This is a genomic window from Streptomyces axinellae (assembly GCF_039532135.1).
Taxonomy (GTDB): domain Bacteria; phylum Actinomycetota; class Actinomycetes; order Streptomycetales; family Streptomycetaceae; genus Streptomyces; species Streptomyces axinellae.
The window spans coordinates 44709-69961 of the sequence record NZ_BAAARJ010000004.1; the positions used below are offsets into that span (position 1 = coordinate 44709).

Below are 25253 nucleotides of genomic sequence, written 5' to 3' on the forward strand. Positions count from 1 at the left end.
GGTGGTCGCGGAGTCGGTGTCCCGTGCCCCCAGTATTGTGGTGCGCGCCGGCGAGCCGCCTTCGGGCCATCATGAAGACGGCGAATCCATCCGGGAGTACCTGCTTTGAGTCGTGAAACTGACAGTTCGTCCTCCGGGCCCAAGAGGCGCGGCGGTTCGTCGTACCCGTCGGGGACCGAGCCGTACGGCACCTCGGGCGCCGGCGCGGATCCGGCCGGCCAGGGAGCCGATCCGGCGGCAGGAGCGAAGGCGGACGAGCCGAAGACCGAGACGACGCTCACCACCCGCATCCGCATCAACATCCCCGGCTCGCGGCCCATTCCGCCTGTCGTGATGCGGACCCCGGTGGGCGACGACGACGCAGCCGCCGCTTCGGCCTCCGCTTCTTCGTCCACCGCCACACCCCCCTCGGCAGCTGCGTCTCCGCAGTCTCCGCCGACCCCCTCGCCTCCGCCGTCCCCCGTGTCCTCGCAGTCGCCGTTCGCCCCAGCGGGCGACGCCGACACGGGAGAGCTGCCGGGTGCGGTGCCCCCGGGCCCGTCCGCGGGGGAGAGCCGTCCCCGCGTGGGCGGTCCCATGGTGCCGTCGTCCACGGGGCCGGGCGGCGGGCCGTTGTCAGCCGGTCCGGCCGGTCCAGCGGCTTCGGCCGGTCCGGCCGGTGCTTCCGGGGCAGGGCCCACCGGGGCCACGGCGTCGGGTGCCGGAAGCGGCGCGGGCGCGGAAGACCCGTCCAGAACAGGCGAGTTCACCCAGGAGACCAGCGACTGGTTCGCGCCGCGCAAGCCCCCCAAGAGCGGATCCGGCACCTCCGGCGGTGCCACCCCGCCTCCCGCGCCCTCCGGTGGCGCGGGCGTGCCGGGCGGTGGCGCGGCAGGCTCCGGGAGCGGGCGGGGTGACCTGCCGTACTTCACCGAGCAGCGTCCGCGCTCGGGTCCGGACGGCGTGGACGAGCGCCGCGAGCCCGACGCCCCTTCCGGACCGGGGGCGGCGTTCGGGCCGGATTCGTCCGGTCCGGGAGCGACAGGCGAGATGCCGTTCCCCGGCGGGAGCGGCCCCACGGACACGCCCGCCGAGGGCCTTCCGTTGCTCGACCCCTCGGTGGGGCTGGGCGGCGGCCCGCCCGGTGCGGGACCCAACGGGCCGACGACGGGCCCCGCGAGCGGCGATATGACGATGCCGCCCGCCCCCGGTGTGCCCGGTGGCAGGGCGGGACAGGACCCGACGGCGGGACAGGACCCGGCGGCGGGACCGGGGGCCGGGCCGATGGCCGGGCCCAGCGGAACTCCCGCCTCCGGCACGCCCGTTGTCCCCAGTGCTCCCGGCGCTCCCGGCGGTGAGCCGCCCGCACACTCCACGCTCGGCCTCGGCACCGGCCCCGCTCCCTTCGCGCCGGACGGCGTCGGCACCGCGATGTACGGCAGCGCGGGCCCGGAGGCGGATCCCGCCCGGAGCCCGGCGCCGGGCGCGCCCCACGCCGGCGGCGTCCCGCGTAAGGCGTCCGGACCGGCCCCCGCGGCGCCCAGGAGCGGCAAGGGCGAGCAGGCGAAGGCGAAGGCGGACGGGGCCAAAGGAAAAGGCAAGGCCAAGGCCAAGAAGGGCGGGCGGTCCAAGCTGGTCCTGGCCGGGGTCGCCGTCGTCGGCCTGTTCGGCATCGCGTACGGCACCGGGCTGCTGCTCGATCACGCCGACGTGCCCAAGAACACCACCGTCCTCGGCGTCGATATCGGCGGGCTGACCAAGCACGAGGCCATCAAGAAGCTGGATGACAGCCTCGGGCGCCGCACGACCGAGCCCTTCAAGATCGTCGCGGCGGACGAGAAGGCCGAGCTGAAGCCGAGCGTGGCCGGGCTGACGTTCGATACCGAGCTCACCGTCCGCAACGCCGCGGGACGGGACTACAACCCCGTCTCCGTCCTCGGCTCGCTCTTCGGCCAGGGCCGCAAGGCCGACCCCGCGGTGAAGGTGGACCAGGCGAAGATGGAGTCGGCGCTCACCCGCGTCACCGCGGCGGCGGGGAGCGGGGGCGGCAGCGCCCAGGACGGCATGGTCAAGTTCGTGAACGGCAAGGCCGTCGCGGTCAAGGGCAAGCCGCACAAGGCCGTCGATGTGGCCAAGTCCTCCTCGGTGCTGGAGAAGGCGTACAAGCGGCGTGCCGTCTCGGGCGAGAACGAGCCCGTGACGCTGCCCGTCACCCTCCAGCAGCCCAAGATCGGCGAGGCCGAGCTGAAGAAGGCGGTGAATGGTTTCGGCCGCACCGCGATGTCCGGCTGGGTGTGGCTGGAGGCGGGCGATGTGAAGGTGCCGTTCAGCCAGCAGACCCTGGGCAAGTTCCTGACCATGCGCGCGGGTGGCAGCACCCTCCAGCCGGTCATCGACCCCGTCGAGCTGAAGAAGACCTACGGGTCGGCGTTCGACGGTGTCGTGGTCCAGGGCGGTGCGGGGCAGGTCAGGATGACCCCGCAGCACGCGGCAGCCGCGATGATCCAGGCCCTCCGCAAGAAAGCACCCCCGAGGCCGGCCGAACGCCTCGCCCAGGTCCCCGGTTCCCACTCGCGCTGACCCGGAGCTCCCGCCCGTACAGCGCGGGCCGCACCACTCGGGGCGCCCCCGTCACGCACGGCGGGGGCGCCCTCGTGCTGTCGGGGACCCTCGGGCCGTGGCTGACGTGGCCCCGGGCCCCAGGGGGCGGGCCGGGGCCGGGCCGGACTGTCATCCGTTCCGTATGACATCTGTCAGCCGCAGGTCACGACCCGCGACACTGCCGCCGAGGCCCCCCGCGCGGTGAAGCTTGAGGCATGACATCGAGCCACACCACCGCAGCCACAGCCCCGGCCGTGGAGTTCGCGGACGCCGGAAAGACCTACGGCACCGTCAAGGCGCTCTCCGGTCTCAGCGTCACCCTCCACCCGGGCGAGACCGTCGCCCTGCTCGGCCCCAACGGAGCCGGCAAGTCCACCACGCTCGACCTGCTCCTCGGGCTGCGCAACCCCGACCCGGGCGGCACCGTACGGCTCTTCGGCACCTCGCCGCGTCAGGCGGTCACCGAGGGCCGGGTAGGCGCCATGCTCCAGTCCGGCGGGCTGATGGACGGGGTACGGGTACGCGAACTGGTCGCCCTCGCCTGCGATCTGCACCCGCGCGGCCACCCCGTCGGCCAGGTGCTGGAGGAGGCGGGCCTCACAGACATCGCCGACCGGATGGTGGGCAAACTGTCCGGTGGACAGGAGCAGCGGGTCCGCTTCGCCCTGGCCATCGCGGGCGCGGGCGACCTGATCGTGCTGGACGAGCCCACCACCGGCATGGACGTCTCGGCCCGCCGGGACTTCTGGACGGCCATGCGGGCCCAGGCGGCGCAGGGCCGCACCGTGCTGTTCGCCACGCACTACCTGGAAGAGGCCGACGAGGCCGCCGACCGCGTGCTGGTGCTGCACCGGGGGCGGCTGCTGGCCGACGGCAGCGCGGCCGACATCAAGGCCATGGCCGGCGCGCGCCGGATCGGCTTCTCCCTGGGCGCGGTGCCCGACGGACGGCTGGAGGCCGCGCTGCGCGGGCTGCCCGGCGTGAGCGGCGTCGAACTGGCGGGCAGCGCCGTACGGATGCGCTCGGCCGACGCCGACGCCACAGTGCACGCCCTCTACCAACTCGGCCTCTATCCCAGGGACTTGGAGGTCACCGGGCTCGGCCTTGAACAGGCGTTCCTCACCCTCACCCACCGCGCCGAGCAGCACGGCGCCGCCGGTGCCGCGCACGGCGCCAGCGGCGCCCCGGAAGCCCCCGCCCACCCCTCCCACCAGAAGGCGACGACGAAGTGAAGACCTTGATCAAGCTGGAGATTTTCCGGTCCCTGCGCAACCGGAAGTTCATGTTCTTCTCGGTGATCTACCCGCCCGTCCTCTACCTGCTCATCGCGGGCCGGGGCGACGACGGCAACATGCCGGGCCTCCCCATCGGCCTGGCGCTCTACTACATGGTGGCCATGGCCGCTTTCGGCGCCATGACCGCCGTCCTGATGGGCAACAGCGAACGCATCGCCAAGGAGCGCGAGCAAGGCTGGGTGCGCCAGCTGCGGCTGACCGCGCTGCCCGGCCGGGGCTACGTCACCGCGAAGATCGCCTCGGCCGCGACCATCAGCCTCCCCTCCATCCTGCTGGTGCTGCTCACCGGCGCCCTCGTGATGGGCGTACGCCTGGACGCGTGGCAGTGGGCGGCCATCGCGCTGAGCTCCTGGGCAGGCAGCTTCGTGTTCGCCGCGCTGGGCGTGGCCATCGGATACCTTGCGACAGGCGACGCCGTACGGCCGATCACCATGCTGGTCTACTTCGGTCTGGCATTCGTGGGCGGGCTGTGGCTGCCGATGTCGAGCCTGCCCGGGTGGGTCCAGGACATCGGCGAGTGGCTGCCCACACACGCCTACACCGCGCTCGGCCAGGCCGTCGAGGCGGGCGACGCACCCCATCTCGAGGACGCCGGGCTGCTGTTGGGCTACCTTCTGCTCTTCGCGGGCGCCGCCGCCTGGCTCTACCGCAAGGACACCCGCAAGGCATGAGGCGCACGCGCGCGCAGGACATGAGGAGCCAAGCCATGGCAGACACCCGGAGGGAGGATGCACCGGCGTCCGCCCCTCGGTGGCCGGCCGGTCCCGAGGACGTACCCGTCATCGGGGAGGGCCCGCAGACCACCCGGCAGAAGATCTCCAAGGCCGTCATGATCACCGTCTGGCTGGTCTTCCTCGGCGCCCCCCTGGGCGACCTGTGGTCCGGCGGGCGCCCGGCGCCGCTCGTCGCCTGCGCGGCTCTCGGGCTCGCCGCCTTCGTCGCCACCTACGTCGGACTCGTCTTCCGCCACACCCGCTCGCCGCTGCCGAGCCGCACCGTCCAGGCCGTACTGGTGGTGCTCTACCTGCTCGCCGCGCTGCTCTCCTTCGCCTTCGGCAACAGCTGGCTGGTGCTGTTCGTGTACTTCACGGTCGCCTCCTGCGCCGTGCTGCCGGCTCGGCGGGCCGGCCTGGCGATGGCGGCGGCCGTGGTCTCCCTCGCGCTGCTGGGCACCGACTTCGGCGCCCGCCCCTGGTGGGGCGGGTGGACCTCGTTCGTCATCCCCACCCTGCTCGGCGGCTTCGCCCTGATGTCGGCCCGCCAGACCGTCCGCACACTGCGCGAACTGCGCGCGGCCAGGGCCACCGTGGCGCGGCTGGCGGCCAGCGAGGAGCGGCTGCGCCTCGCCCGCGATCTGCACGACCTGCTCGGCCACTCCCTCTCGCTGATCACCCTCAAGAGCGAGTTGGCCGGGCGGATGCTGCCCGAACACCCGACCCGGGCGGCCGAGCAGGTGGCCGACATCGAACGGGTCAGCAGGCAGGCCCTCGTGGACGTACGCGAGGCGGTCGGCGGATACCGGCGCCCCACCCTGGCCGTCGAACTCGCCGGAGCGCGCATGGCCCTCCAGACAGCCGGAATCGCCGCCGAGGTCCCGCAGTTCGACCCACCACTGCCCCCCGGCCCCGGCGAGCGGCGCGACGAGACCACCGACGCACCGCCCCCGCGCCGGCCCCTGGGCCTCGCGCCCGAACAGGAGGCGGCGCTGGCCTGGGCACTGCGCGAGGCCGTCACCAACGTCGTACGGCACAGCGGCGCGACGCGCTGTGTGGTGACGCTGAGCACGCGCGAGGCGGCCGGGCCGGTCACCCCGCCGGACTCGTCCAGCGCATCCGCATCGTCCGGCGCATCCGCATCATCCAGCGCATCCGCATCGTCCGGCGCATCCGGGCCCTCCGGTCCGGCCGACGCGTCCGGTTGCGCCGGGCACACCGTCTGTCTCTCGGTCGCCGACAACGGCCACGGCCCCTCGGGCGAGGGCGAGGGCAACGGCCTCAGCGGGCTGCGGGAGCGGCTGGCCCTCGCCGACGGCACGCTGGAGACCTCGGCGGGCGAGCGCCGGGGCTTCACCCTGCGGGCCACCGTGCCCTCAGTAGCCTGATGCCGTGACCCGACTGCTGCTCGCCGAGGACCAGGCCATGGTCCGCGAAGCCCTCGCCGCCCTGCTGGACCTCGAACCCGACATGGAAGTGGCCGCCCAGGTCGGCAGGGGTGACGAAGTCCTCGACGCGGTCGCGGCGCACCAGCCGGACGTGGCGCTCCTCGACATCGAGATGCCGGGTCTCTCCGGACTGGACGCGCTGGCCCGGCTGCGCGGCGCGTACCCCGGCTTGAAGGTCGTCATCCTCACCACCTTCGGCCGGCCCGGCTACCTGCGCAGGGCCATGGAGTCGGGCGCCGACGCCTTCCTCGTCAAGGACTCGCCCGCCGCCCAACTCGCCGACGCGGTACGCCGGGTCCTGGCGGGCGAGCGCGTGATCGACCCGGCGCTGGCCGCCGCCGCGCTCGCCGAGGGAGCCAGCCCGCTGACCGACCGGGAGCGCGACGTCCTGAGCCTCGCCTCCCGGGGTGCGGGCAACGCCGAGATCGCCTCGGCCGTCCATCTGTCCCACGGCACCGTACGCAACTACCTGTCGGCGGCCATCCAGAAGACCGGAGCGCGCAACCGGGCCGAGGCGGTCCGCATCGCCCGCGACAAGGGCTGGCTGTAGCCGGCGAGCGGGTGGGAGGGGCGGCGGCGTGCAAGGCGGGCGGGCCCCGCCCTCCAAGAGACCGTCCGCTCCCTGGGGCCGCCCAGCACCGGCCCGCTCCCCGGGGCTCCCCGGGACTCCCGGGACTCCCGGGGCTCCCTGGGCCCCGCCTCAGTTCAGCCGTGCGCGGGCCGCGCGGGCCCCTCTGCGGATGTTCTCCGCGGCATTGGGCTCCATCGCGGCCACCACATCCGCGTACTCCTCCATCTCCCGCGCTCCGGCGATGAAATCGCCGCGCTCCACCAGCAGTTGGGCCCGCTCCAGGCGCAGTCGGCCCGGATGGTGGGGCAGCAGCAGCGACAGCTCGACGGCCCACAGGCGTACCCCCGACTGCTCGGGGCGGTCGCTGGACCAGGCTCTGATGTTGTTCAGGACACGCAGCACCGTCTCCAGCGGTCCGGCCGGCTGGAGTGCCGCGTCCGAGACGTGCGCGCGCCCGCCGGTCGCTCCGGCGACGAGCACCTCCGTCTCCTCCGGAGTCAGCGGCTTGCCGCCGTTGAAGGGGTCGGCCAGTGCGAAGGCGCCGGACGGATCGCCGAAGCCGACGACGAAGTGCCCCGGCAGCGCCACCCCGTACACCGGCGCGCCCGCCCGCCTGGCCACCTCCAGCCACACCACCGACAACAAGATGGGCAGCCCGCGCCGTCTGCGCAGGACGGCGTGCAGCAAGGAGGAGTCCACCCGCTGGTAGTCGGCCGGAGTTCCGGCGAAACCGTGCTCCTCACCCAGCAGCCGCTCCAGCGCCCGCACCCACTGCTCGGGGGAGCGGCCCCGCTGGTACGGCAACTGCCCGGCCAGCCGGTCCAGTTCGGCCTGCGCGCCGTCCACGAGGGCGTCCGTAGCGTCCGCCGCGTCCTGGGCGCCCGCCGTGCCGTGAGTGTCCGTCGTGTCCTGGGCCTTCGCCTCCGACCCCGCCTCCGCCGTCTCCCGGCCGCTGTGTCCACGGCGTCCGCTGTGCCCGCGCCGTTCGCGCGCTGCCGCCGCCTCGGCCTCCGCGCCGATGAGCAGGCACAGCAGCGCGAGGTCGGGGTGCTCCTCGCGGGCCGCCTCGGCGAAGCGCCGCCTGGCGGAGTCCGTCGGCTCCGCGGAGCCTTGGCCCTCACGCGCGGGGCCTCGGTCCTGGGCCGCGGGGTCGCGGTCCTGGGGATTCCGGTTCTCGTCCGTCCCGTCGTTCTCGTCAGCGCCGCCCACGTCAGTCCTGCGGGGCGCGGAGGTAGTGGTACGCGTGGTGGTCGGCGAAGCCGAGCTTGTCGTAGAGCGCGCGTGCCGGGGCGTTGTCGCGCTCGACCTGGAGGTAGGCCGCCGAGGCCCCTTCCTCCAGTGCCCGGCGGGAGAGTTCGGCCATCACCGCCGACGCGAGGCCCTCCCCACGCCGCTCCGGTGCGACCTCTATGGCGGCGAACCCGGCCCACCGGCCGTCCACCACACACCGGCCGATCGCCGCGGGCCGGGCGGGACCGGTACCGTCCGGTTCGCCCGCCACGGTCGCGAACCACACCGAGGGTCCGCCCGAGAGCACCCGCCAGGCGGCATCCGGCAGCGAACCGCCGCCCCCGGCACGGTGGTACCGCGCCAGCCACGCCTCATCCGGTGCGCGGCCGAGTGCGACCCGTCCATCCGGTGCGCGGTCCGCCAGCGGCGCGAGCCCGCCGACCCGTACCACCGCGTGGCGCTCCGCCGTCCAGCCGAGATCGGCCAACTCCCGTTCGAGCAGCGCGTGCTCCTCCGGTACGAGCTGTATTCGCGGCGTCAGCCCGCGCTCGCCGTACCAGCGCACCGCCTCGGCCGCCGCCTCGCCGAGCGGTCTGCCGGGATCGCCCAGCGGAAGCACGGAGTTCGCCCGCGCGGTGAAGCCTCCGGAGGCGCGCAGCGTCCATTCGCCCAGCCGTTCCGTCTCCACCGCGGGCCACCCCCGGGCCCCTGCCGTCCTCAGCTCCCGCACGCTCGCGGAGGGGATTCCCCGCCTGCGTGCCGGGGTACGGGGCACGACTTTTCCAGCGACCATCGATGCCTCCTCGATCTGGACGTGCTCACCATCGCGCCGGGTGATTCCGAGCACGCCACCGGTCCACGATGTGAGAATGCCGACCGTGTCCGTGAACTGTCCCAGCCGCTCTCCAGCGGCCGTCAATGAGCGCACCGAGACGCGTTCTCCCACGTCGGAAGCGGTGATGCGGACCTCCAGGCGTCCGCCCGTGGTGAATTCCACAGCTGTATCCGCCCCTCCTGTTCGTCTTGTGGCCGGGAACGGAGATACTAGATGCGGGCATCGGCCGCCGTCCGAAGCGAAGCAGCGCTCCCGCGCGCCCAGTGGTGGTGTCGGACACCGGCCCGCCAGCCCTACCGAGGAGGAACGACAGCGTGACTTACGTCATCGCGGAGCCTTGTGTCGACCTGAAGGACAAGGCCTGCATCGAGGAGTGCCCCGTCGACTGCATCTACGAGGGCCAGCGGTCCTTGTACATCCACCCGGATGAATGCGTCGACTGCGGGGCCTGCGAGCCGGTCTGCCCGGTCGAGGCCATCTTCTACGAGGATGACACTCCCGAGGAGTGGAAGGATTACTACAAGGCGAACGTCGAGTTCTTCGACGACCTCGGTTCGCCCGGTGGTGCCAGCAAACTGGGCCTGATCGAGAAGGACCACCCGATCATCGCCGCCCTCCCGCCGCAGGAACACGACGAGTGATTCCGCGCCACTAGTGCCCCTCCCGGCAAGCTTTGCCCCGTCGCGCCGCCCACGCACCGGACGACGCTCCTCGACGGGCAAACATTGCCGGTCACGGCACTAGTGCCTGTCCGGGATGTGCGTGCCCGGCGCCAGAAAAGAGGGCAGCGCAGATCCGCCGGACATGCCATAGGCGGGTGGCAGCGTCCGGGCCGGGCGGCAGTTCACCCGCACCGGACCGGCGGAGCCAGTACGCAGTCCCGTGCGGCGGTCGATGTGTCCGCCGCACGGGACTGCTGTCTTTTCCGGGAGGGTCCCGGGCGGCCTGCCGCTCGCCGGGCGGCGGGCCGCCGCTTTCCGAGTCATCCGGCGCATTCCGAGTCATCCGGCGCGGCGGCACGTCCGCCGTCGGCCGCGCAGCGAAAGGGTGCGCGCAGCACAAGAGTGTGCGCAGCACAAGAAAGTGAGCCCCATCGTGCCCTCCGTCTCCGACCGGCTCCCCGCCTTCCCCTGGGACCGGCTAGAGCCGTACAAGACCGCCGCCGCCGCACACCCCGACGGCATCGTGGACCTGTCCGTCGGCACCCCCGTGGACCCCGTTCCCGCCCTCGTCCGGCGCGCCCTCACCGACGCGGCCGACAGCCCCGGTTACCCCACGGTGTGGGGCACCGGGGAGCTGCGGGACGCGATCACCGGATGGTGCGAGCGCCGCCTGGGGGCGCGCGGCATCGGGCACCGCAACGTGTTGCCGGTCGTCGGCTCCAAGGAACTGGTGGCCTGGCTGCCGACCCAGCTCGGCCTGGGCGCGGGCGACCGGGTGGCCTTCCCCCGGCTCGCCTACCCGACCTACGAGGTGGGGGCCCGGCTCGCCGGCGCCGAGCCTGTGGCCTACGACGACCCCACGGAGCTGGACCCCGAGGGCCTGAAGCTGCTGTGGCTCAACTCGCCGTCCAACCCGACGGGCAAGGTGCTGGGCGCGGAGGAACTGCGGCGCGTGGTCGCCTGGGCGCGCGAGCACGACGTTCTGGTCTTCAGCGACGAGTGCTACCTGGAGCTGGGCTGGGAGACCGAGCCCGTCTCCGTGCTGGACCCGCGGGTGTGCGGCGACTCCTGCGCGGGTGTGGTGGCCGTCCACTCGCTCTCCAAGCGCTCCAACCTCGCCGGATACCGCGCCGCCTTCATCGCGGGGGACGCCGGGATCCTGGGCGAGCTGCTCCACATCCGCAAGCACGGCGGCATGATGTCCCCGGCGCCCGTCCAGGCGGCCACCGTCGCCGCGCTGGGCGACGACGCGCACGTGGCCGAGCAGCGCGCGCGCTACACCGCGCGGCGCACGGCACTGCGCGGCGCGCTGGAGAGCGCGGGATTCCGTATCGAGCACAGCGAGGCGTCGCTCTACCTGTGGGCGACGCGGGACGAGTCGTGCTGGGAGACCGTCTCCGACCTGTCCAAGCGCGGCATCCTGGTCGCGCCGGGCGACTTCTACGGCCCGGCGGGCGAGCGGTTCGTCCGCGTCGCCCTCACGGCCACCGACGAGCGCATCAGCGCCGCCGTACGGCGGTTGGGGGAGTAGGGCCGGGAGTAGAGAAGCCGGAGGCCCGTACGCGCGGGTCCGTACACGCGGGACCGTGCGTACGGGCCTGTACGCGCGAGAGGGCCGCCCCGGCCGTAGTGGTCGGGGCGGCCCTCGCCGCTGTCGCGCGGCCGGCCGGGGCGGGTGGCCGCGCCGCTGGGGTTCAGCCGATCGGCAGGCCGCCGAGGGTGGGCAGGCCGTTGCCGGTGGCGGAGGCGGCCTCGCCGACCAGGCCGCCCGCGTCGCTCGCCGCGCTGCCGGCCAGCTTCTGGGCCGCGGGGGTCGCGGTCTTGCCGGTCTTGCCGACGGCCTTGCCCGCGGCCGGCACGGCCGTCTCGACGGCGTGGCCGCCGGTCTTGCCGGCCAGCGCGGAGGTTTCCGTCGATGCCTTGTCCAGCGTGTTGCCGACGGCCTTGCCGTCCAGGTTGCTCACACCGCCCACGGGGCTCGCGGACAGGTCAACGGCGCTCGCGGAACCCGCGGCGCCGACGACGGAGGCGGCACCCGCTGCGGCCAGCAGGGCGGTCCGAGCGATCCGGCGGGGGAGGGGGAGGGACATGGTGCTCCTTTGACGGAGAAGGGGTGTGGAGTGTCCTGCCCGGGTCGCCCGGTCGGACGCAGTGCCTATCGCCCCGGACCGCTGTCAGGTTGCGGGGAATCCAGGTAAAGGATTCGCAATGCGGGTTTGGGTCGCGGTGCTCAAACTGGGCATTCTTCGCGGCGAGTTGACCTGTACCGGAGAAGCCTTCGGGGCCGTTTCCAGGCAACTCCTCCACCCCGCATGGGTGACCGCCGGGCGGGCGACGGGCGTCCACTCCGGTGTACAGCGGCCCCCCGCGCGTGAGTGCCCGCACTGACGTCCGGGGGTGCTCCGCGGCGCGGCCCCGCCGCGGGCGCCCCGCCCCGCGCTACCCTGCGCGCCCTTCCCCGCCCAGGCCCCCTCGGTGCCCCGCGCCGGGACTGCCCTGAGCCCGGTCCCGGGGGCCGCCGGCGAGTACGTCCCTGCCGAACTCCCGCACGAGCTGCCCGCGCACCCGCGCCGGGTCGCCCGGTACCTGGCTCTTCCGGCCGTCCGCCGTCGTACAGGTGAGCGCCGCGGTCCGGCGGCCGGTGAGGGCCGAGGTGAGCAGCACGGCGTCGGCCTCGTGCTTGGCGTACGCCTGCGGGAAGCCGCTGTGCTGCACGCGCTGCGCCGCGACGGTCAGCGGCAGCCGGGAATAGCCGGGGATCTTCACCAGGTGGTCGTAGAACCGCGCCGCCGAGTACGCCGGGTCCTGGATCTGCCGCACCGTGCCCCAGCCCTGCGAGGGGCGCTGCTGGAAGAGCCCGGCCGAATCCCGGTCGCCGTGGCCGATGTTGCTCAGCTTGGACTCCTGCATCGCGGTGGCCAGGGCTATGGTCACGGCCCGCTCGGGCAGGCCGCGCCGGGCGGCGACGGCGGCGATCGTCGCGGCGTTGGCCGCCTGGGCCGGTTTCAGCTCGTAGCCTCGCCCGTCCCCCGCCGCGCGGGCGCCGTCCGGCGCGCCGCCCAGCGCGTTCGCCGCGCCTCCGGCGCCCGCCGACGGGCCGGTGGCGCGCACGGTACAGCCCGCGCCCCCCTGGCCCGTCAGTATCCGTACGGCGGCATAGCCGGTGACGGCGAGCAGCGCGAGGCACGCCACGGCGCCCCTGAACAGGATGCCGCGGCGTTTCGGCCGGATGCCGGTACGGGGAGCGCGGGCGGGTCCGGAGCGGAGCACGCGCCCCAAGGTAGTGGCTGCGCGCGGCCGGCCAGGGCCACTCGGAGCGCGCGATGCCACGACACCGGCCCGTGGGCGCTACTGCCCCGGTCCGCAGGCGCCGCGGCACCGGTCCGTGGGCGCCCGGCACCGGGCCGTAGGGTGTCGGTATGCCCGACAGCGCACTCGACCTGCGACAGGATGCCGCGCGGCTCACCGCCCGGCTGGTGGACTTCCCCTCCGAGAGCGGAACCGAGAAGGCGCTCGCCGACGCCGTGGAGGAGGCCCTGCGCGAGCTGCCCCACCTCAGCGTCACGCGGTACGGCAACAACGTGGTGGCCCGCACCGGCCTGGGCCGTTCCGAACGCGTCATCCTCGCGGGGCACATCGACACCGTGCCGATCGCCGGCAACGTGCCCTCCCGGCTGGACGAGCACGGCGTGCTGTGGGGCTGCGGCACCAGCGACATGAAGTCGGGCGTCGCCGTGCAGTTGCGCATCGCGGCCACCGTGCCCGAGCCCAACCGGGACCTCACGTTCGTCTTCTACGACAACGAGGAGGTCGCCGCCCACCTCAACGGCCTCGGCCACCTCGCCGAGGCCCACCCCGACTGGCTGGCCGGCGACTTCGCCGTCCTCCTGGAGCCCTCACAGGGCCAGGTCGAGGGCGGCTGCCAGGGCACGCTGCGGGTGCACCTGCGCACCGAGGGCGTGCGCGCGCACTCGGCGCGCGGCTGGATGGGCGCCAACGCCATCCACGCGGCCGGGCCCCTCCTGGCGCGGCTGGCCGCCTATGAGCCCCGGCGCCCGGTGATCGACGGGCTGGAGTACCGCGAGGGGCTCAACGCCGTACGGATCGAGGGCGGCGTCGCGGGCAACGTCATCCCCGACGCGTGCACCGTGACCGTCAACTTCCGCTACGCGCCCGACCGCAGCGAGGAGGAGGCGCTCGCCCATGTGCGCGAGGTCTTCGAGGGGTGCGGGGTGGCGGAGCTGGTGGTGGACGACAGCTCGCCGGGCGCGCTGCCCGGCCTGGCGCACCCGGCGGCCCGCGCCTTCCTGGAAGCGGTCGGCGGGGAGCCGCGGCCCAAGTTCGGCTGGACCGATGTGTCCCGGTTCAGCGCCCTCGGCGTACCGGCTGTCAACTACGGTCCGGGTGATCCCAATCTCGCCCACAAGCGGGACGAAAGGGTCGAAACCGAACTGATTCTGCACTGTGAGGAACGACTGCGCCGCTGGCTGACGTCCTGAGGGTCTACGCAGGATGAATTCCCCCACCTCGCCCCAGGGCGTCTGCGTACCCTGAAGCGGAAAGATCGCAGGTGGAGGGAGTGCTGTATATGACCGACAAGTCCGGCGAGGAGCCGAGGGAATCCGAGGAGCCCCAGGAGCAGCGGCTGGGACCGGTGCTGCGCCGCCGGGACAAGGTGCAACCGGGCACCACGGACCAGCGGCTGCTGGACACCGCGGGGCCGTCCGACTTCATTCACCAGGACCCCTGGCGCGTCATGCGCATCCAGTCGGAGTTCGTGGAGGGCTTCGGCGCGCTGGCCGAACTCGGCCCGGCCGTCAGCGTCTTCGGCTCAGCGCGCACCTCCGTGGACGCACCCGAGTACGAGAAGGGCGTCCGCATCGGCCGGGCGCTGGCCGAGGCGGGCTTCGCGGTGATCACCGGCGGCGGTCCCGGCGCGATGGAAGCCGCCAACAAGGGCGCGCTGGAAGCGGGCGGCACCTCGGTCGGACTCGGCATCGAGCTGCCCTTCGAACAGGGCATGAACCGGTACGTGGACATCGGCGTGAACTTCCGCTATTTCTTCGTGCGCAAGACGATGTTCGTGAAGTACGCGAGGGGCTTCGTGGTCCTGCCCGGTGGGCTGGGCACCCTGGACGAGCTGTTCGAGGCGCTGACCCTCGTCCAGACCCAGAAGGTCACCCGCTTCCCGATCGTGCTGTACGGCACGGACTACTGGAAGGGGCTCATCGACTGGGTGCGCGGCTCCGTCGTCGCCGAAGGCAAGGCATCCGAGCGGGACATGGAGCTGTTCCACGTCACCGACGACATCGACGAAGCGATCAAGCTGGTCACCCAGGAGACCGGGGTCTAGTGCCCCTCCCGGCAGGCTCTGCCCTGTCGCGCCGTCCGGCACGCACCGGACGACGCTCTTCGACGGGCGAACATCGCCGGTCACGGCGCCAGGCCCGGTCCGGGCCCCGCTCCCGGAGGGCGCGCGCCGCGTCCGGAGGGGCGCCCCGCATCCGGCGGGCTACGCCAGTCCCCGGCGGGCCACCGCGGGAGGACGGTGGCCCGCGATCGAGGCCACCATGTCGAGCACCTGCTTCGTCTCGGCCACCTCGTGCACGCGGTAGACCTGGGCGCCCAGCCAGGCCGACACGGCCGTGGTGGCCAGGGTGCCGGTGAGCCGCTCCTTGACGGGCTTGTCGAGGGTCTCGCCCACGAAGTCCTTGTTGGACAGCGATACCAGCACCGGCCAGCCCGTCTCCGTCATCCGGCCCAGCTCCCGGGTGGCCTCCAGGGAGTGACGGGTGGACTTCCCGAAGTCGTGCCCCGGGTCGATCATGATGCCGTCCCGGCGTACGCCCAGCGCCACCGCCCGCTCCGCCAGCTCCAGCGTCACCCGCAAGATGTCCTCGACGACGCCGCTGCGGTTGCCGGGGGCGGTGCCGCTGCCCTTGCCGGGGGCGTGGGCGTCGTGGCCGCCGTAGGTGACCCGGTGGGGGCGGGTGCGAGGCTCGGCGCCGCCCGCATGGGTGCACACCAGCCCGGCGCCGTGCCGGGCCGCGACCTCGGCCAGCAGCGGATCCACCCCGCCCCAGGCGTCGTTGAGCAGATCCGCGCCCGCCGCGCACACGGCCTCGCCGACCTCATGGCGCCAGGTGTCCACGCTGATCACCACATCCGGCCAGCGGCGCCGTACCGCCGCGACGAACCCGACGGTGCGCCGCACCTCCTCCTCGGCGGTCACCTCGTCCCCGGGGCCCGCCTTCACGCCGCCGATGTCGATGATCGCGGCCCCCTCCGAGACCGCCTGCTCGACCCGGTCGAGCGCCGGCTCGTCCCGGAAGGTGGCGCCCTGGTCGTAGAAGGAATCCGGCGTGCGGTTCACGATCGCCATGACCACCGGCTCGTTCTCGCCGAACTCACGCGTGCCCAGGCGCAGCATCAGCAATCCTCTCCCTCTCGGCGGGGCACCGGACGCCGCGCGTACCGTGTGGCCCCTGCACGCTCCTGCCGCTGACCATAACTGTCAGTGGGCCATGGCACGATCGGGGTCCGCGCACATCCAGCAACTCGGGAGTGGTCCGTGTTCGTGTTCCTGCTGATCTCGCTCGTCGTGGTCGTCGCGGCGGTCACGCTCGCCGTCGTCGGGAGCGGCCAGTCGGGGCGCGGGGCCACCGGAGGGCTCACCGACGTGCCTCCCGACCTGCTCGAAGAGCCGCTGCCGCCGGACCGGCCCGTCAGCCACGCGGATGTGGCCGGCCTGCGCCTGGCGGTCGGGGTGCGCGGATACCGCATGCGGCAGGTGGACGACGTCCTCGACCGGCTCGGCGCCGAGCTGGCCGAACGGGACGCGCGGATCGCCGAGCTGGAATCGGCGCTCGCCGGCGCCCAGGCGCTCGCCATGGGCCATCACGACTCCCCTCGCGGTGATTCCCCTCGTCAGGACTCCCCCCGCCCCGAGCCCCGGGACCGGGGTCCGGAAGGCGGCGGCCAGCCGTCGGAGGGCGCGCGATGAGCCCGGGGGAGACCGGGCAGCGCGAGCCGGGCCGGAGCCCGGCCACGGCGCCGGACAAGCCGCTGCCCGAGGGCGGCGCCCGGCCGGGCCCCGACGGGCGCCTGCGCTGCCCCTGGGGCACCACGGCCGAGGACTACGCCGCCTACCACGACACCGAGTGGGGCCGGGCGGTGCACGGCGACGACGCGCTCTTCGAGCGGCTGTGCCTGGAGGGCTTTCAGTCGGGTCTGTCCTGGCTGACCATCCTGCGCAAGCGCGAGGCGTTCCGCGCCGCCTTCGCCGGATTCCACATCCCCGACGTCGCGAAGTTCACCGAGGCCGACGAGCGCCGCCTGCTCGCCGACAGCGGTATCGTCCGCAACCGTCTCAAGATCGGCGCGGTGCTCAACAACGCCCGGGTGGCCGCCGAATGGGAGCCGGGCGAGCTGGACCGCCTGGTGTGGTCCTACGCCCCCGACCACACCGAGCGACCCGTGCCCCGCACGGTGCACGAGCTGCCCGCGACCACACCTGAGTCCACCGCGCTGTCCAAGGACCTCAAGAAGCGCGGCTTCCGCTTCGTGGGTCCCACTACGGCCTACGCCCTCATACAGGCGTGCGGCCTGGTCAACGACCACCTGGCCGACTGCTGGCGCCGCGCGGCGGAGGACTGATCAGACGGGCAGGGGAGAGGCGGCGCCGGATGCCCGGAGGCGAGAGGCGGCGCCGGATGCCCGGAGCGTCAGCGGCCGGTGAAGCGGGGGTGCTCCTTCTTGACGAAGGCGTCCACCGCGATCCGGTGATCCGTTGAGGCACCGGCCCGCAGCTGGAGTTCGGACTCCTTCGCGAGGGTCTCGGCCAGCGAGTGCGAGGCCCCGTAGGCGAGTGATTCCTTGAGCGCCGCATAGGCGGCCGTGGGGCCCTCGGCGAGCTGCCGGGCGACGGAGGCCGCCACCGTCGCCAGTTCGTCCGCCGGGACCACACGGGTGGCCAGTCCCAGCTCCAGCGCCTCGGGGGCCTTCACGCTGCGCGGGAAGAGCAGGAGGTCGGCGGCCTTGCCGGGGCCGACCAGGCGCGGCAGCGTCCAGGAGACACCGGAGTCGGCCGTCAGCGCGACGCCGGCGAAGGAGGTGTTGAAGGCCGCCGTATCGGCCATCACGCGGTAGTCGCACGCGAACGCGAAGCCCGCACCCGCGCCCGCCGCGACGCCGTTCACCCCCGCCACCACCGGCTTGGGCATGCCCGCCAGGGCCAGTGTGATCGGGTTGTAGTGCTCCTCGACGGTGTTCAGCGCGGCGCCCCCGGCCCGCTGGAGCGCGTCCGTGTGCTCCTTGAGGTCCTGGCCCACGCAAAAGGCCCGCCCACTGCCGGTCAGCAGCACGGCTCGCACCTCTTCGTCGGCGGCGGCCCGCCGGAGAGTGTCACGCAGGGCGACCTTGGTCTCTTCGTCGAGGGCGTTCATCGCGTCGGGGCGGTTGAGGGTGACCGTCGCGAGGCCCTCGTTCACTTCGTAGCGCACGGTGTCGGACATGGGCTCAGCATGGCCCAGATCACCGGACCCGCACAGAGCGCGCGGCGGCCTTCGCTCCGCTTCGCGGTGTGAGCTGCGTCAAACCGCCCGCGGCCCTGTTCGACAGAAGAACCTGGGGAGTATCGCAGCCCGATCGCCGCATTGGGGCGTTTTGTGGAGGGGTGGAGGAGAAGAGATGCGGACTGATGTTGGTCATTGGGTCCTGCCATGCGGGATAATGACCGGGAAGCAATGTGTTCGATGCCGGTGAGACTGTGCCCGCTTATGGGACCGCCGGCTGCGATCGGCTGGTTTCAGGAAGGGGAACGAGCATGGCGGCCATGAAGCCGCGGACGGGTGATGGCCCGCTCGAGGTGACCAAGGAGGGGCGGGGCATCGTCATGCGCGTTCCGCTCGAAGGCGGTGGGCGACTCGTCGTCGAGCTGACACCGGACGAGGCGACGGCACTCGGTGAGGAACTGAAGAAGGTCTGCGGCTGAGCAGAGAGCCGGGCAAGCGGCTCCACCGACTTGCGCTGCCCCGGGGTGTACGCATCAGTGCGTACACCCCGGGGCGGCTTCGTCTCCAAGCGTATTGCCCGGTCTCCGGACGTATCGCCGCTCTTCGGATGTATCGCCCACGGGTGGCTTGGTCCGGGCAGGCGCTGCGGAAATACCCGGTCACTCACCGCGTTTGACCGCGCACAGCAGCCCGTCGCCGACCGGCAGCAGTGAGGGCACCAGCACTGTGCTCTCGCGTACGGTGCGCAACAGCTCGCGCAGCTTGAGGACTTCGGCGGGCTGCGCCGCCGAATCGACGGTGCGGCCCTCCGCGAAGACACCCGCGAAGCAGATCAATCCGCCAGTGCGCAGCAGGCGCAACGATTCGCCGAGATAGTCCAGGCACTCCATCCGGTCGCCGTCGCAGAAGACCAGGTCGTACCCGCCGTCCGCCAGGCGCGGCAGCACATCCAGGGCCCGGCCGGGGATGAACCGCGCCCTGTTGCCCGCGAATCCGGCGGCGCGGAACGCCTCGCGTGCGAACTGCTGGCGCTCCGGCTCGATATCGACGGTCGTCAGCACGCCGTCGGAACGCATGCCGTGCAGGAGGTGGATGCCCGAGACGCCGGTTCCGGTGCCGATCTCGGCGACCGCCTTGGCCTCCGCGGTCGCCGCCAGCAGCCGCAGCGCGGAGCCGGTGCCGGGAGACACCGAGCGCAGCCCCGCGTCCTGGGCCCGGTCGCGGGCCCAGCGGAGTGCTTCGCTCTCGGCGTTCTCGACCAACTCGGCGCCGTAAGCGTCGGCGAACGCCCAGCTCGTCTGCCGGTTGCCGGTAATGACCCTCTCCTGTCCCCGTCCTTCACGCAATCGTGACTGTATCCGTTGGCCCGGGAACCTGCTGATGGGACCGGGCGTTGAGAGGAGGGACCGCGAAGAGGGAACGAGCGGAAGCCGAGTGGCGGCGGTCGCCGGAAGTGCCTCGTGAAAGGGCATGGGGCGTCCGCGAAAGCTGGGCAAAGATGCTTATCCGGAGCTAACGGGAGATGTGGCTATGGTAGGGGCTCCACTGGACACCACCAGAGCCGACAGGGGAGGTGCGGCTGCGCCCCGGGCCCGCGGAGTCTTCACAAGATTCCGGCGGCCGACGGTACAGCCGAAATCCGTGACCAACACCGCTGACCAGGCCCGCACCGCCGATTCCGCGACTACGGCGACTTTCGACACCGATGCGGACGCACAGGCGTGGACCCCTCCTTCCTGGGAGGAGATCGTCAGCACGCACAGCGCGAGGGTCTACCGCCTCGCCTACCGCCTCACGGGTAACCAGCACGACGCCGAGGACCTCACTCAGGAAGTCTTCGTCCGCGTCTTCAGGTCGCTGTCCACCTACACGCCCGGCACCTTCGAGGGCTGGCTGCACAGGATCACGACGAACCTGTTCCTGGACACGGTCCGGCGCAAGCAGCGCATCCGTTTCGACGCGCTCGCCGACGACGCCGCCGAACGGCTGCCCAGCCGCGAGCCCACCCCGCAGCAGCACTTCAACGACACGCACTTCGACGCCGACGTGCAGCAGGCTCTGGACACGCTCGCCCCCGAATTCCGCGCCGCCGTCGTGCTCTGCGACATCGAGGGCCTGTCCTACGAGGAGATCGCCGCGACCCTCGGCGTCAAGCTGGGGACGGTCCGCAGCCGGATCCACCGTGGCCGCTCGCACCTGCGCAAGGCGCTCCAGCACCGCTCGCCCGCCGCCCGGGCAGAGCAGCAGCGCGCGCTGAGCGCGGTGGTGCCTGCGGCCCGGGTCGGGGAGGTGGGGGCTGAGTGACGCCCGCCGAGCACCACCTCGGAGACCGTCTGGCCGCGCTCGTCGATGGGGAGCTGGGGCATGACGCGCGCGAGCGCGTCCTCTCGCACCTGGCGACCTGCCGCAGCTGCAAGGCCGAGGCCGACGCCCAGCGCCGCCTCAAGAACGTCTTCGCCGACACCGCGCCGCCCCCGCCCTCGGACGGGCTGCTGGCCCGCCTCCAAGGGCTGCCCGCCGGAGGTGACGCGTGCGCGGGAAGAACCGGCGGCAGCGACCGTGGCGCCGACGGCCCCGGCCCCGGGGCGCCCTCCGCGAATGAGGAGGGCGCCCCGCCGATGGCCGGCCTGCCCGGCGGACCCCAGCGCTCCCCGTGGGCATTCGACTATCTGCCGGTCGGCCGGGGAACGGGCGCCGGACGCGGCCCCCTGACCCCTCAGCGCGGCTTTCGCATACATGAAGTCCGGGTCGAGCGCGCCGAGCGCTCCGCCTCGCGCGGACGCCGCTTCGCCTTCGCGGCGGCCGGGGCCTTCTCGCTGGCGGCGCTCGCCCTCGGCGGCTCGCTGGCCTCCGGCTCCACCGGCGGTGCCCCCGTGGCCAAGGGCGACGGGGGCGGTGCCTCGGCCAGTCCGGTGCGCACCGCGCCCGCGGGCTCCGGAACCACTTCCCGCGACAGCAGGCGACGGACGCCCGGCGAACTCCGTGGTGGTGTGCTCAGCGCCAGCGCCGCAGCGGCCCAGACGGCCGCCACCTTCGCCGCGGGTGCCGCCCGCGGCTCAGGGGTGGCCTCCAGCGCCCGCGGCGGCACAGCGGCTGCGGCCCCCTCGCTGATCGCCGCGCTCGCCGCCCCGCTGGGCCCATCCCCCCGGCTCTCGCCCGCCACCGGCGTCTCCGGCTCGTACGGTCCGAGCGGCTCGTACAGCTCCGACGGCCAGGGCAGCGGCAGCGGGACCTTCACCTCTCTGACCTCGCCCCCCTCCCTCACCTCGCGGGGGGCCGCGCCTCTGATGGCCGGGGTGCGGCCGGCCGCACCGTCCTACGACCCGTCCTCGCTGCGCGCCTTTCCCGGGAGGGCCCCGCTGACGCCGTCCCCGACGCCCGGCCGGTAGGGCCCGGCGGATCGCAAGCCGGTGTGCGAGGCTCCCCGCACCTGGTTGAATCCTTCCCTGCGACCTGCCGCCCGGCGCGGGTGAGCAGGCGCGGGTGAACAGTTGGGGAGAGCATGGACGAGGGGAAGGCCACCGGCTCGGCGCCGAAGTGGTGGAGCCGCCCACGCAGAGCGCTGGGCCGCCAGACCACGCGGGAGCAGGCGGACGCTGAGCCGACAGCGCCCGCACGGCTCCCGGACCAGTCGGAGCCGGCCCCCGCGCGGCGTCCTGGACCACCCCTTTCCGAAGCGGCCGACGTGGCCGTCCCCGACACCGGGGCAGCCGTCAGTGGGCAGGGGGACGGGGAGGCTGCGGGTAGGGGTGACGTGCGGGCCGCACGGATGAGTGACGTTGAAGACGCGGGCCGGGCCGCCACCGTGACGGCGTCCCACAGTCCGGCCGAGCGCTCCGCCGAGGTCCCGTCGCCCGCCGCCGACCCGGCCGCCGATCCCGGCCCGGCCGCCGGTCCCCCCTCCGATGCCGCCCCCCACTCCGGGCCGGGCCCTGTCGAAAGTCCGGGCCCCGTCGAAGCTCCGGATCTCGTCGGAGAGCCGAAGGAGGCGAAGGCCGTCGCCGGGCGGTCGCCGGGCGCTCCGCCCCAGCCGCTGCACGCGGAGGACCCGTACCGGACTCCTCCCTACGGCGGGCCCGGTCCGTGGGCGCCGGCGCCGCCCGTGCAGTTGCCCGGTTCGACGCCGCCGCAGGGTGTGCACATGCCGCCGGTCGGCTCCACGCCTCCGTACGGGGTGGAAACGGGGCCCGGTGCCGACCCGTGGGCGCGCGACGCGGGGCAGCAGGCCGCGCCCCCACAGCCCGCCGTACCGGGACAGCAGGGCTCACCGGGGCAACAGAGCGCACAGCACACCGGGCCCACCACCCCGCTGGTGCCCACACCGACCACCCCCGTCGCGCCCGTACCCGCGTCGGCGGCGGCGCCCGCCGCTCCTCCCGTACCCGCACCGTCCCCGGCCCCCGCACCGGCCGCCCCTCACCCCCACCCCCTCACGGCTCCCGGGCCGGCCGCCGCCGGGCGGAAGCGGGCGGGCAGGTCGCGGGCGGTGGTCGGCGGGGTCGTGCTGGCGCTGGTCGCGGGGGGCGTGGGCGGGCTGATCGGGGCCTACGTCGAGCGGAACGGCAGCGTCGGCGACGTGGAGCTGCCGCAGGCGCCGGCCGAGCGTGCGGGGGACGGCGGGAACAGGCCGAAGGACAGCATCGCGGGTATCGCCGGCCGGACGCTGCCCGGCGTCGTCACCTTGCATGCCCGAGGCGGTGGCGCCGAGGCGACGGGCACCGGCTTCGTGCTGGACAGTCGGGGCCACATCCTGACCAACAACCATGTGGTCGAATCGGCGCGCGGCAGCGACTCCCTCCAGGTCACCTTCAACAGCGGCGAGACGGCCGAGGGCGAGGTCGTCGGCAAGGACAGCGGCTACGACCTGGCCGTCGTCAAGGTGTCCGGTGTCTCGGGCCTCAAGCCGCTGCCGCTGGGCAACTCCGACTCGGTGCGCGTGGGCGATCCGGTCGTCGCGATCGGTGCCCCCTTCGACCTGGACGGCACGGTCACCACCGGCATCATCAGCGCCAAGCAGCGGCCCATCACGGCGGGCGGTGAGGAGGCGGGCAGTGAGATGAGCTACGTGGACGCGCTCCAGACCGATGCCCCCATCAACCCCGGCAACTCCGGTGGCCCGCTGGTCGATACGCGGGGCCGGGTCATCGGCATCAACAGCGCCATCAAGGGCGCGGGCAACGGCTCGGGGCTGCCCGAGGGCGAGAGCGGCGGCAGCATCGGACTGGGCTTCGCCATCCCGGTCAACCAGGCCAGGCGGGTCGCGGAGGAGCTGATCAACGAGGGCCGGGCCACCCACCCCGTGATCGGCATCACCCTGGACATGGAGTACGGCGGCGAAGGCGCCCGCATCGGCAACCCGGGCGGCGCGGGCCGGGCGGTCACTCCCAGGGGCCCGGCGGACAAGGCGGGTCTCCAGGAGGGCGACGTCATCACCCGCGCGGGCGGCAAGGCGGTGCACAGTGGCGAGGAGCTGATCGTCCGCATCCGCAGCCACCGCCCCGGCGACAAGCTCGGCCTGACCGTGCGGCACGACGGGGAGGAGCGCCCGGTGAGCGTCACACTCGGCTCGGCCACCGGCTGAGCCCGGCCGCCGGGCCCGTCCGGCCGCTGGGGCCCGCCGCGTTCTCACCCGGGCCGCCCGTCCGGCTGCCGGGCCTGTCCGCCCGGCGGGCCCGTTCGCCCGGCGCGGTCGAAGGGAAGACGGGGAGGGTGCGAAGCGGAGAGGATGGGCGGGGTCCCCCACACGGGAGGAAGGCGGGTACCGTGACATCTGGCCGTATGGGCCGTGGACGGAGTGAGGGAGCTGCACGGTGTTCTTCGATATAGGACCACTGGAGCTGGTCGCGCTCATCGTCCTCGCCGTACTCGTCTTCGGCCCGGACAAGCTGCCCAAGGTGATCCAGGACGTCGCCTCGTTCATCCGGAAGGTGCGGCAGTTCTCCGACAGCGCCAAGGAGGACATCAGGTCCGAACTGGGCCCGGAGTTCAAGGACTTCGAGTTCGAGGACCTGAATCCCAAGAACTTCGCCCGCAAGCACCTGATGGACAACGACGACCTGGGCATCAAGGAGCTGAGCAGCAGCTTCGACCTGCGTAAGGATCTGGCGGAGATCACCGACGCGGTCAACGGCAAGGAGAGCGACAGCGGCTCGGGGGAGGCGGCCGAGGCCAGGCCGAGCCTCAGCAAGAACGGCTCCGGCGGCTCCTCCGGCAAGGCGGCGGACATGACCAAGAAGGTCGATACCGCCAAGAGGGCCGACCCGGCCGAGAAGGCCGACATGGTCAAGAAGTCCGGCCCCGGAGCCCCGCGAGAGGGGTCCGGCACCCGGGGAGCGGCGTCCGCCGCCGGGTCCTCATCCGCCGCGCTCCGCAAGAGCGACCCCCCGCCATTCGACGCAGACGCGACCTGACGGCGTGTCAGGTCCGGGGTGCGGTTCCGCGCCCCCCTGCCACCTGGGACATCTACGGCGTTTGCCATCCATCTCGCCCCCCTACCGGACCGCGAACCCCCAGGCATGCCCGACACGGCGGATCCATGTGGCTATCCTCCAAGTGTCCGGGGTCGCCGACCGAGGGAGCTGGCTGCCCATGGCACAGGGCAATGAGGAGGCGTCGCACAGATGGAGACGACGAGTCGGCTAGCCGGTGAAACCGGGCCCGCCGCGCAGGGGGTCCCCGGCGCGCGGCGGGCGGTGGACGGCTTTCTGATGGCCGCCTTTCCGTGGTACGGCCTCGATGCGGCCTTCGCCGGCCCGCGCTGGCTGATGCAGGTCGGCGCGGCGGCCGACGGCACGGTCGAGCACTGCTCGACGGGGCACGGGGAAGAGCCGTCGCTCCGGGTGGAGACCAACCCGGAGGACCAGAGCTTCGCCGTCGTGGTGACGGTCGCCAGCCGCCCGGTGCGGCACAGCGCGGACGGGACGGGGGTGCTGGAGGCCACGTCCGTCTCCACCGCCGCCTGGCTGGCGGGCTCCGGCCTGCTCTCGCGGACCTTCCCCATCGAGATGGAGCACTCACTGCGCCAGGACTGGCTCGACCAGCAGACCGGCGTGGCCTGGGAACTGGCCGACGACCTGGACGGACCGGGCTGGAGCACCCTGTCCCTGCCGGTGGACGGGGTGCCGGCCGACTTCCACTACCGCGAGTCCGAGTACGGCTGGGTCCTGGCCGGATCGGCCCAGGAGGGGGTGCACCTGGGCGCCTACGGGCGCGGCATGAGCGCGTACGGACTGGGCTTCGCCGTCGTCAAGGACGTCGCCCTCTACGAGAAGGAGGCGACGGCGCACGAGAGCCGCTGAGGGCGCACGCGGAGCGCCGCACGGCGCACGTTCGTCGACGGCACGGCGCCCGCGCGCCGTCGGCGCCCCACGGATCTCCCGGGCGGGCGAGCGCTGAATGCGCCGCAC

24 protein-coding genes are annotated in these 25253 nt (G+C 73.4%); 17 read left to right on the top strand and 7 right to left on the bottom strand.

Annotated elements, in window-relative coordinates; all coding sequences use genetic code 11:
* Positions 1 to 105: 105 nt before the first annotated feature.
* From ABD339_RS06700 to ABD339_RS06720, 5 genes are all read left to right on the top strand, one after another.
* Positions 106 to 2559, top strand: coding sequence for a hypothetical protein (locus ABD339_RS06700; RefSeq protein ID WP_344563201.1), 2454 nt, complete (start codon positions 106 to 108; stop codon positions 2557 to 2559).
* A gap of 236 nt (positions 2560 to 2795) precedes the next feature.
* Complete coding sequence (locus tag ABD339_RS06705; RefSeq protein WP_344563203.1) at positions 2796 to 3812, top strand: ABC transporter ATP-binding protein; 1017 nt, start codon at positions 2796 to 2798, stop codon at positions 3810 to 3812.
* On the top strand, positions 3809 to 4546 hold the full coding sequence (locus ABD339_RS06710; RefSeq protein ID WP_344563204.1) for an ABC transporter permease: 738 nt from the start codon (positions 3809 to 3811) through the stop codon (positions 4544 to 4546). Before ABD339_RS06705 ends, ABD339_RS06710 begins: the two co-directional genes overlap by 4 nt.
* A 35-nt stretch (positions 4547 to 4581) precedes the next feature.
* Complete coding sequence (locus ABD339_RS06715) at positions 4582 to 5976, top strand: sensor histidine kinase (RefSeq protein WP_344563206.1); 1395 nt, start codon at positions 4582 to 4584, stop codon at positions 5974 to 5976.
* A gap of 4 nt (positions 5977 to 5980) precedes the next feature.
* A complete protein-coding gene (locus ABD339_RS06720; RefSeq protein WP_344563208.1) occupies positions 5981 to 6586 on the top strand; it encodes a response regulator transcription factor in 606 nt (201 codons plus the stop codon).
* A gap of 150 nt (positions 6587 to 6736) precedes the next feature.
* Here ABD339_RS06720 and ABD339_RS06725 read toward each other — a convergent pair whose 3' ends face one another.
* Positions 6737 to 7816: a transglutaminase-like and tetratricopeptide repeat-containing protein gene (locus ABD339_RS06725; RefSeq protein ID WP_425575911.1), complete on the bottom strand. Its 1080-nt coding sequence runs from the start codon at positions 7814 to 7816 to the stop codon at positions 6737 to 6739.
* 1 nt (position 7817) lies between these two features.
* Positions 7818 to 8834, bottom strand: coding sequence for a GNAT family N-acetyltransferase (locus tag ABD339_RS06730; RefSeq protein ID WP_344563210.1), 1017 nt, complete (start codon positions 8832 to 8834; stop codon positions 7818 to 7820).
* Between the two features lie 152 nt (positions 8835 to 8986).
* Here ABD339_RS06730 and fdxA point away from each other — a divergent pair, with 152 nt between their 5' ends.
* Both fdxA and dapC read left to right on the top strand, forming a co-directional pair.
* On the top strand, positions 8987 to 9313 hold the full coding sequence (gene fdxA, locus ABD339_RS06735; RefSeq protein ID WP_209265805.1) for a ferredoxin: 327 nt from the start codon (positions 8987 to 8989) through the stop codon (positions 9311 to 9313).
* Positions 9314 to 9767: 454 nt separating this feature from the next.
* The gene (dapC, locus tag ABD339_RS06740; protein WP_425575927.1) at positions 9768 to 10865 is read left to right on the top strand and encodes a succinyldiaminopimelate transaminase; all 1098 of its coding nucleotides are present in this window, start codon (positions 9768 to 9770) and stop codon (positions 10863 to 10865) included.
* Between the two features lie 163 nt (positions 10866 to 11028).
* Here the strand turns inward: dapC and ABD339_RS06745 are convergent, their stop codons facing one another.
* Positions 11029 to 11424 (bottom strand): ATP-binding protein, encoded by a 396-nt coding sequence (locus ABD339_RS06745; RefSeq protein ID WP_344563215.1) that lies wholly within the window; start codon positions 11422 to 11424, stop codon positions 11029 to 11031.
* A 349-nt stretch (positions 11425 to 11773) separates the two neighbouring features.
* Positions 11774 to 12565, bottom strand: a complete 792-nt coding sequence (locus ABD339_RS06750) for a hypothetical protein (RefSeq protein WP_344563771.1) — start codon at positions 12563 to 12565, stop codon at positions 11774 to 11776.
* Positions 12566 to 12753: 188 nt separating this feature from the next.
* Between ABD339_RS06750 and dapE the strand changes: the two genes are divergently transcribed.
* Positions 12754 to 13833, top strand: coding sequence for a succinyl-diaminopimelate desuccinylase (gene dapE, locus ABD339_RS06755; RefSeq protein WP_344563217.1), 1080 nt, complete (start codon positions 12754 to 12756; stop codon positions 13831 to 13833).
* An 89-nt stretch (positions 13834 to 13922) separates the two neighbouring features.
* Positions 13923 to 14687, top strand: coding sequence for an LOG family protein (locus tag ABD339_RS06760; RefSeq protein WP_344563219.1), 765 nt, complete (start codon positions 13923 to 13925; stop codon positions 14685 to 14687).
* Positions 14688 to 14846: 159 nt separating this feature from the next.
* On the opposite strand, the gene folP is transcribed toward ABD339_RS06760, so the two are convergent.
* On the bottom strand, positions 14847 to 15764 hold the full coding sequence (gene folP, locus ABD339_RS06765) for a dihydropteroate synthase (protein WP_344563221.1): 918 nt from the start codon (positions 15762 to 15764) through the stop codon (positions 14847 to 14849).
* Positions 15765 to 15905: 141 nt separating this feature from the next.
* Here folP and ABD339_RS06770 point away from each other — a divergent pair, with 141 nt between their 5' ends.
* Positions 15906 to 16337 carry a DivIVA domain-containing protein gene (locus tag ABD339_RS06770; protein ID WP_344563222.1) on the top strand — a complete coding sequence of 144 codons (432 nt, stop codon included), beginning with the start codon at positions 15906 to 15908 and terminating at the stop codon, positions 16335 to 16337.
* On the top strand, positions 16334 to 16990 hold the full coding sequence (locus tag ABD339_RS06775) for a DNA-3-methyladenine glycosylase I (RefSeq protein WP_344563224.1): 657 nt from the start codon (positions 16334 to 16336) through the stop codon (positions 16988 to 16990). Before ABD339_RS06770 ends, ABD339_RS06775 begins: the two co-directional genes overlap by 4 nt.
* A gap of 68 nt (positions 16991 to 17058) precedes the next feature.
* On the opposite strand, the gene ABD339_RS06780 is transcribed toward ABD339_RS06775, so the two are convergent.
* Positions 17059 to 17847 carry an enoyl-CoA hydratase/isomerase family protein gene (locus tag ABD339_RS06780; RefSeq protein ID WP_344563226.1) on the bottom strand — a complete coding sequence of 263 codons (789 nt, stop codon included), beginning with the start codon at positions 17845 to 17847 and terminating at the stop codon, positions 17059 to 17061.
* Between the two features lie 311 nt (positions 17848 to 18158).
* Between ABD339_RS06780 and ABD339_RS06785 the strand changes: the two genes are divergently transcribed.
* Positions 18159 to 18326 (top strand): DUF3117 domain-containing protein, encoded by a 168-nt coding sequence (locus tag ABD339_RS06785; RefSeq protein ID WP_016469583.1) that lies wholly within the window; start codon positions 18159 to 18161, stop codon positions 18324 to 18326.
* A 180-nt stretch (positions 18327 to 18506) separates the two neighbouring features.
* Here ABD339_RS06785 and ABD339_RS06790 read toward each other — a convergent pair whose 3' ends face one another.
* On the bottom strand, positions 18507 to 19193 hold the full coding sequence (locus ABD339_RS06790; RefSeq protein WP_344563228.1) for an O-methyltransferase: 687 nt from the start codon (positions 19191 to 19193) through the stop codon (positions 18507 to 18509).
* A gap of 184 nt (positions 19194 to 19377) precedes the next feature.
* Here ABD339_RS06790 and sigE point away from each other — a divergent pair, with 184 nt between their 5' ends.
* The 5 genes from sigE (at position 19378) to ABD339_RS06815 (ending at position 25145) form a co-directional block, all read left to right on the top strand.
* Entirely contained in the window at positions 19378 to 20151 is a 774-nt protein-coding gene (gene sigE / locus ABD339_RS06795; RefSeq protein ID WP_344563773.1) for an RNA polymerase sigma factor SigE, read from the top strand.
* A complete protein-coding gene (locus ABD339_RS06800) occupies positions 20148 to 21236 on the top strand; it encodes an anti-sigma factor family protein (protein ID WP_344563230.1) in 1089 nt (362 codons plus the stop codon). Before sigE ends, ABD339_RS06800 begins: the two co-directional genes overlap by 4 nt.
* Positions 21237 to 21616: 380 nt before the next feature.
* The gene (locus tag ABD339_RS06805) at positions 21617 to 23428 is read left to right on the top strand and encodes a trypsin-like peptidase domain-containing protein (RefSeq protein WP_344563231.1); all 1812 of its coding nucleotides are present in this window, start codon (positions 21617 to 21619) and stop codon (positions 23426 to 23428) included.
* Positions 23429 to 23657: 229 nt separating this feature from the next.
* Positions 23658 to 24257, top strand: a complete 600-nt coding sequence (locus tag ABD339_RS06810; RefSeq protein ID WP_344563233.1) for a sec-independent translocase — start codon at positions 23658 to 23660, stop codon at positions 24255 to 24257.
* 210 nt (positions 24258 to 24467) lie between these two features.
* On the top strand, positions 24468 to 25145 hold the full coding sequence (locus ABD339_RS06815) for a hypothetical protein (protein WP_344563235.1): 678 nt from the start codon (positions 24468 to 24470) through the stop codon (positions 25143 to 25145).
* Positions 25146 to 25253 lie beyond the last annotated feature (108 nt).

Excerpts from the sequence above, each read along its gene's own strand:
- ABD339_RS06760 (WP_344563219.1), top strand. The coding sequence starts at position 13,923 with ATGACCGACAAGTCCGGCGAGGAGCCGAGGGAATCCGAGGAGCCCCAG.
- ABD339_RS06715 (WP_344563206.1), top strand. The coding sequence starts at position 4,582 with ATGGCAGACACCCGGAGGGAGGATGCACCGGCGTCCGCCCCTCGGTGG.
- ABD339_RS06815 (WP_344563235.1), top strand. The coding sequence starts at position 24,468 with ATGGAGACGACGAGTCGGCTAGCCGGTGAAACCGGGCCCGCCGCGCAG.
- ABD339_RS06785 (WP_016469583.1), top strand. The coding sequence starts at position 18,159 with ATGGCGGCCATGAAGCCGCGGACGGGTGATGGCCCGCTCGAGGTGACC.
- ABD339_RS06745 (WP_344563215.1), bottom strand. The coding sequence starts at position 11,424 with ATGTCCCTCCCCCTCCCCCGCCGGATCGCTCGGACCGCCCTGCTGGCC.
- dapE (WP_344563217.1), top strand. The coding sequence starts at position 12,754 with ATGCCCGACAGCGCACTCGACCTGCGACAGGATGCCGCGCGGCTCACC.
- ABD339_RS06775 (WP_344563224.1), top strand. The coding sequence starts at position 16,334 with ATGAGCCCGGGGGAGACCGGGCAGCGCGAGCCGGGCCGGAGCCCGGCC.
- ABD339_RS06780 (WP_344563226.1), bottom strand. The coding sequence starts at position 17,847 with ATGTCCGACACCGTGCGCTACGAAGTGAACGAGGGCCTCGCGACGGTC.
- sigE (WP_344563773.1), top strand. The coding sequence starts at position 19,378 with ATGGTAGGGGCTCCACTGGACACCACCAGAGCCGACAGGGGAGGTGCG.
- folP (WP_344563221.1), bottom strand. The coding sequence starts at position 15,764 with ATGCTGCGCCTGGGCACGCGTGAGTTCGGCGAGAACGAGCCGGTGGTC.
- ABD339_RS06805 (WP_344563231.1), top strand. The coding sequence starts at position 21,617 with ATGAGTGACGTTGAAGACGCGGGCCGGGCCGCCACCGTGACGGCGTCC.
- ABD339_RS06705 (WP_344563203.1), top strand. The coding sequence starts at position 2,796 with ATGACATCGAGCCACACCACCGCAGCCACAGCCCCGGCCGTGGAGTTC.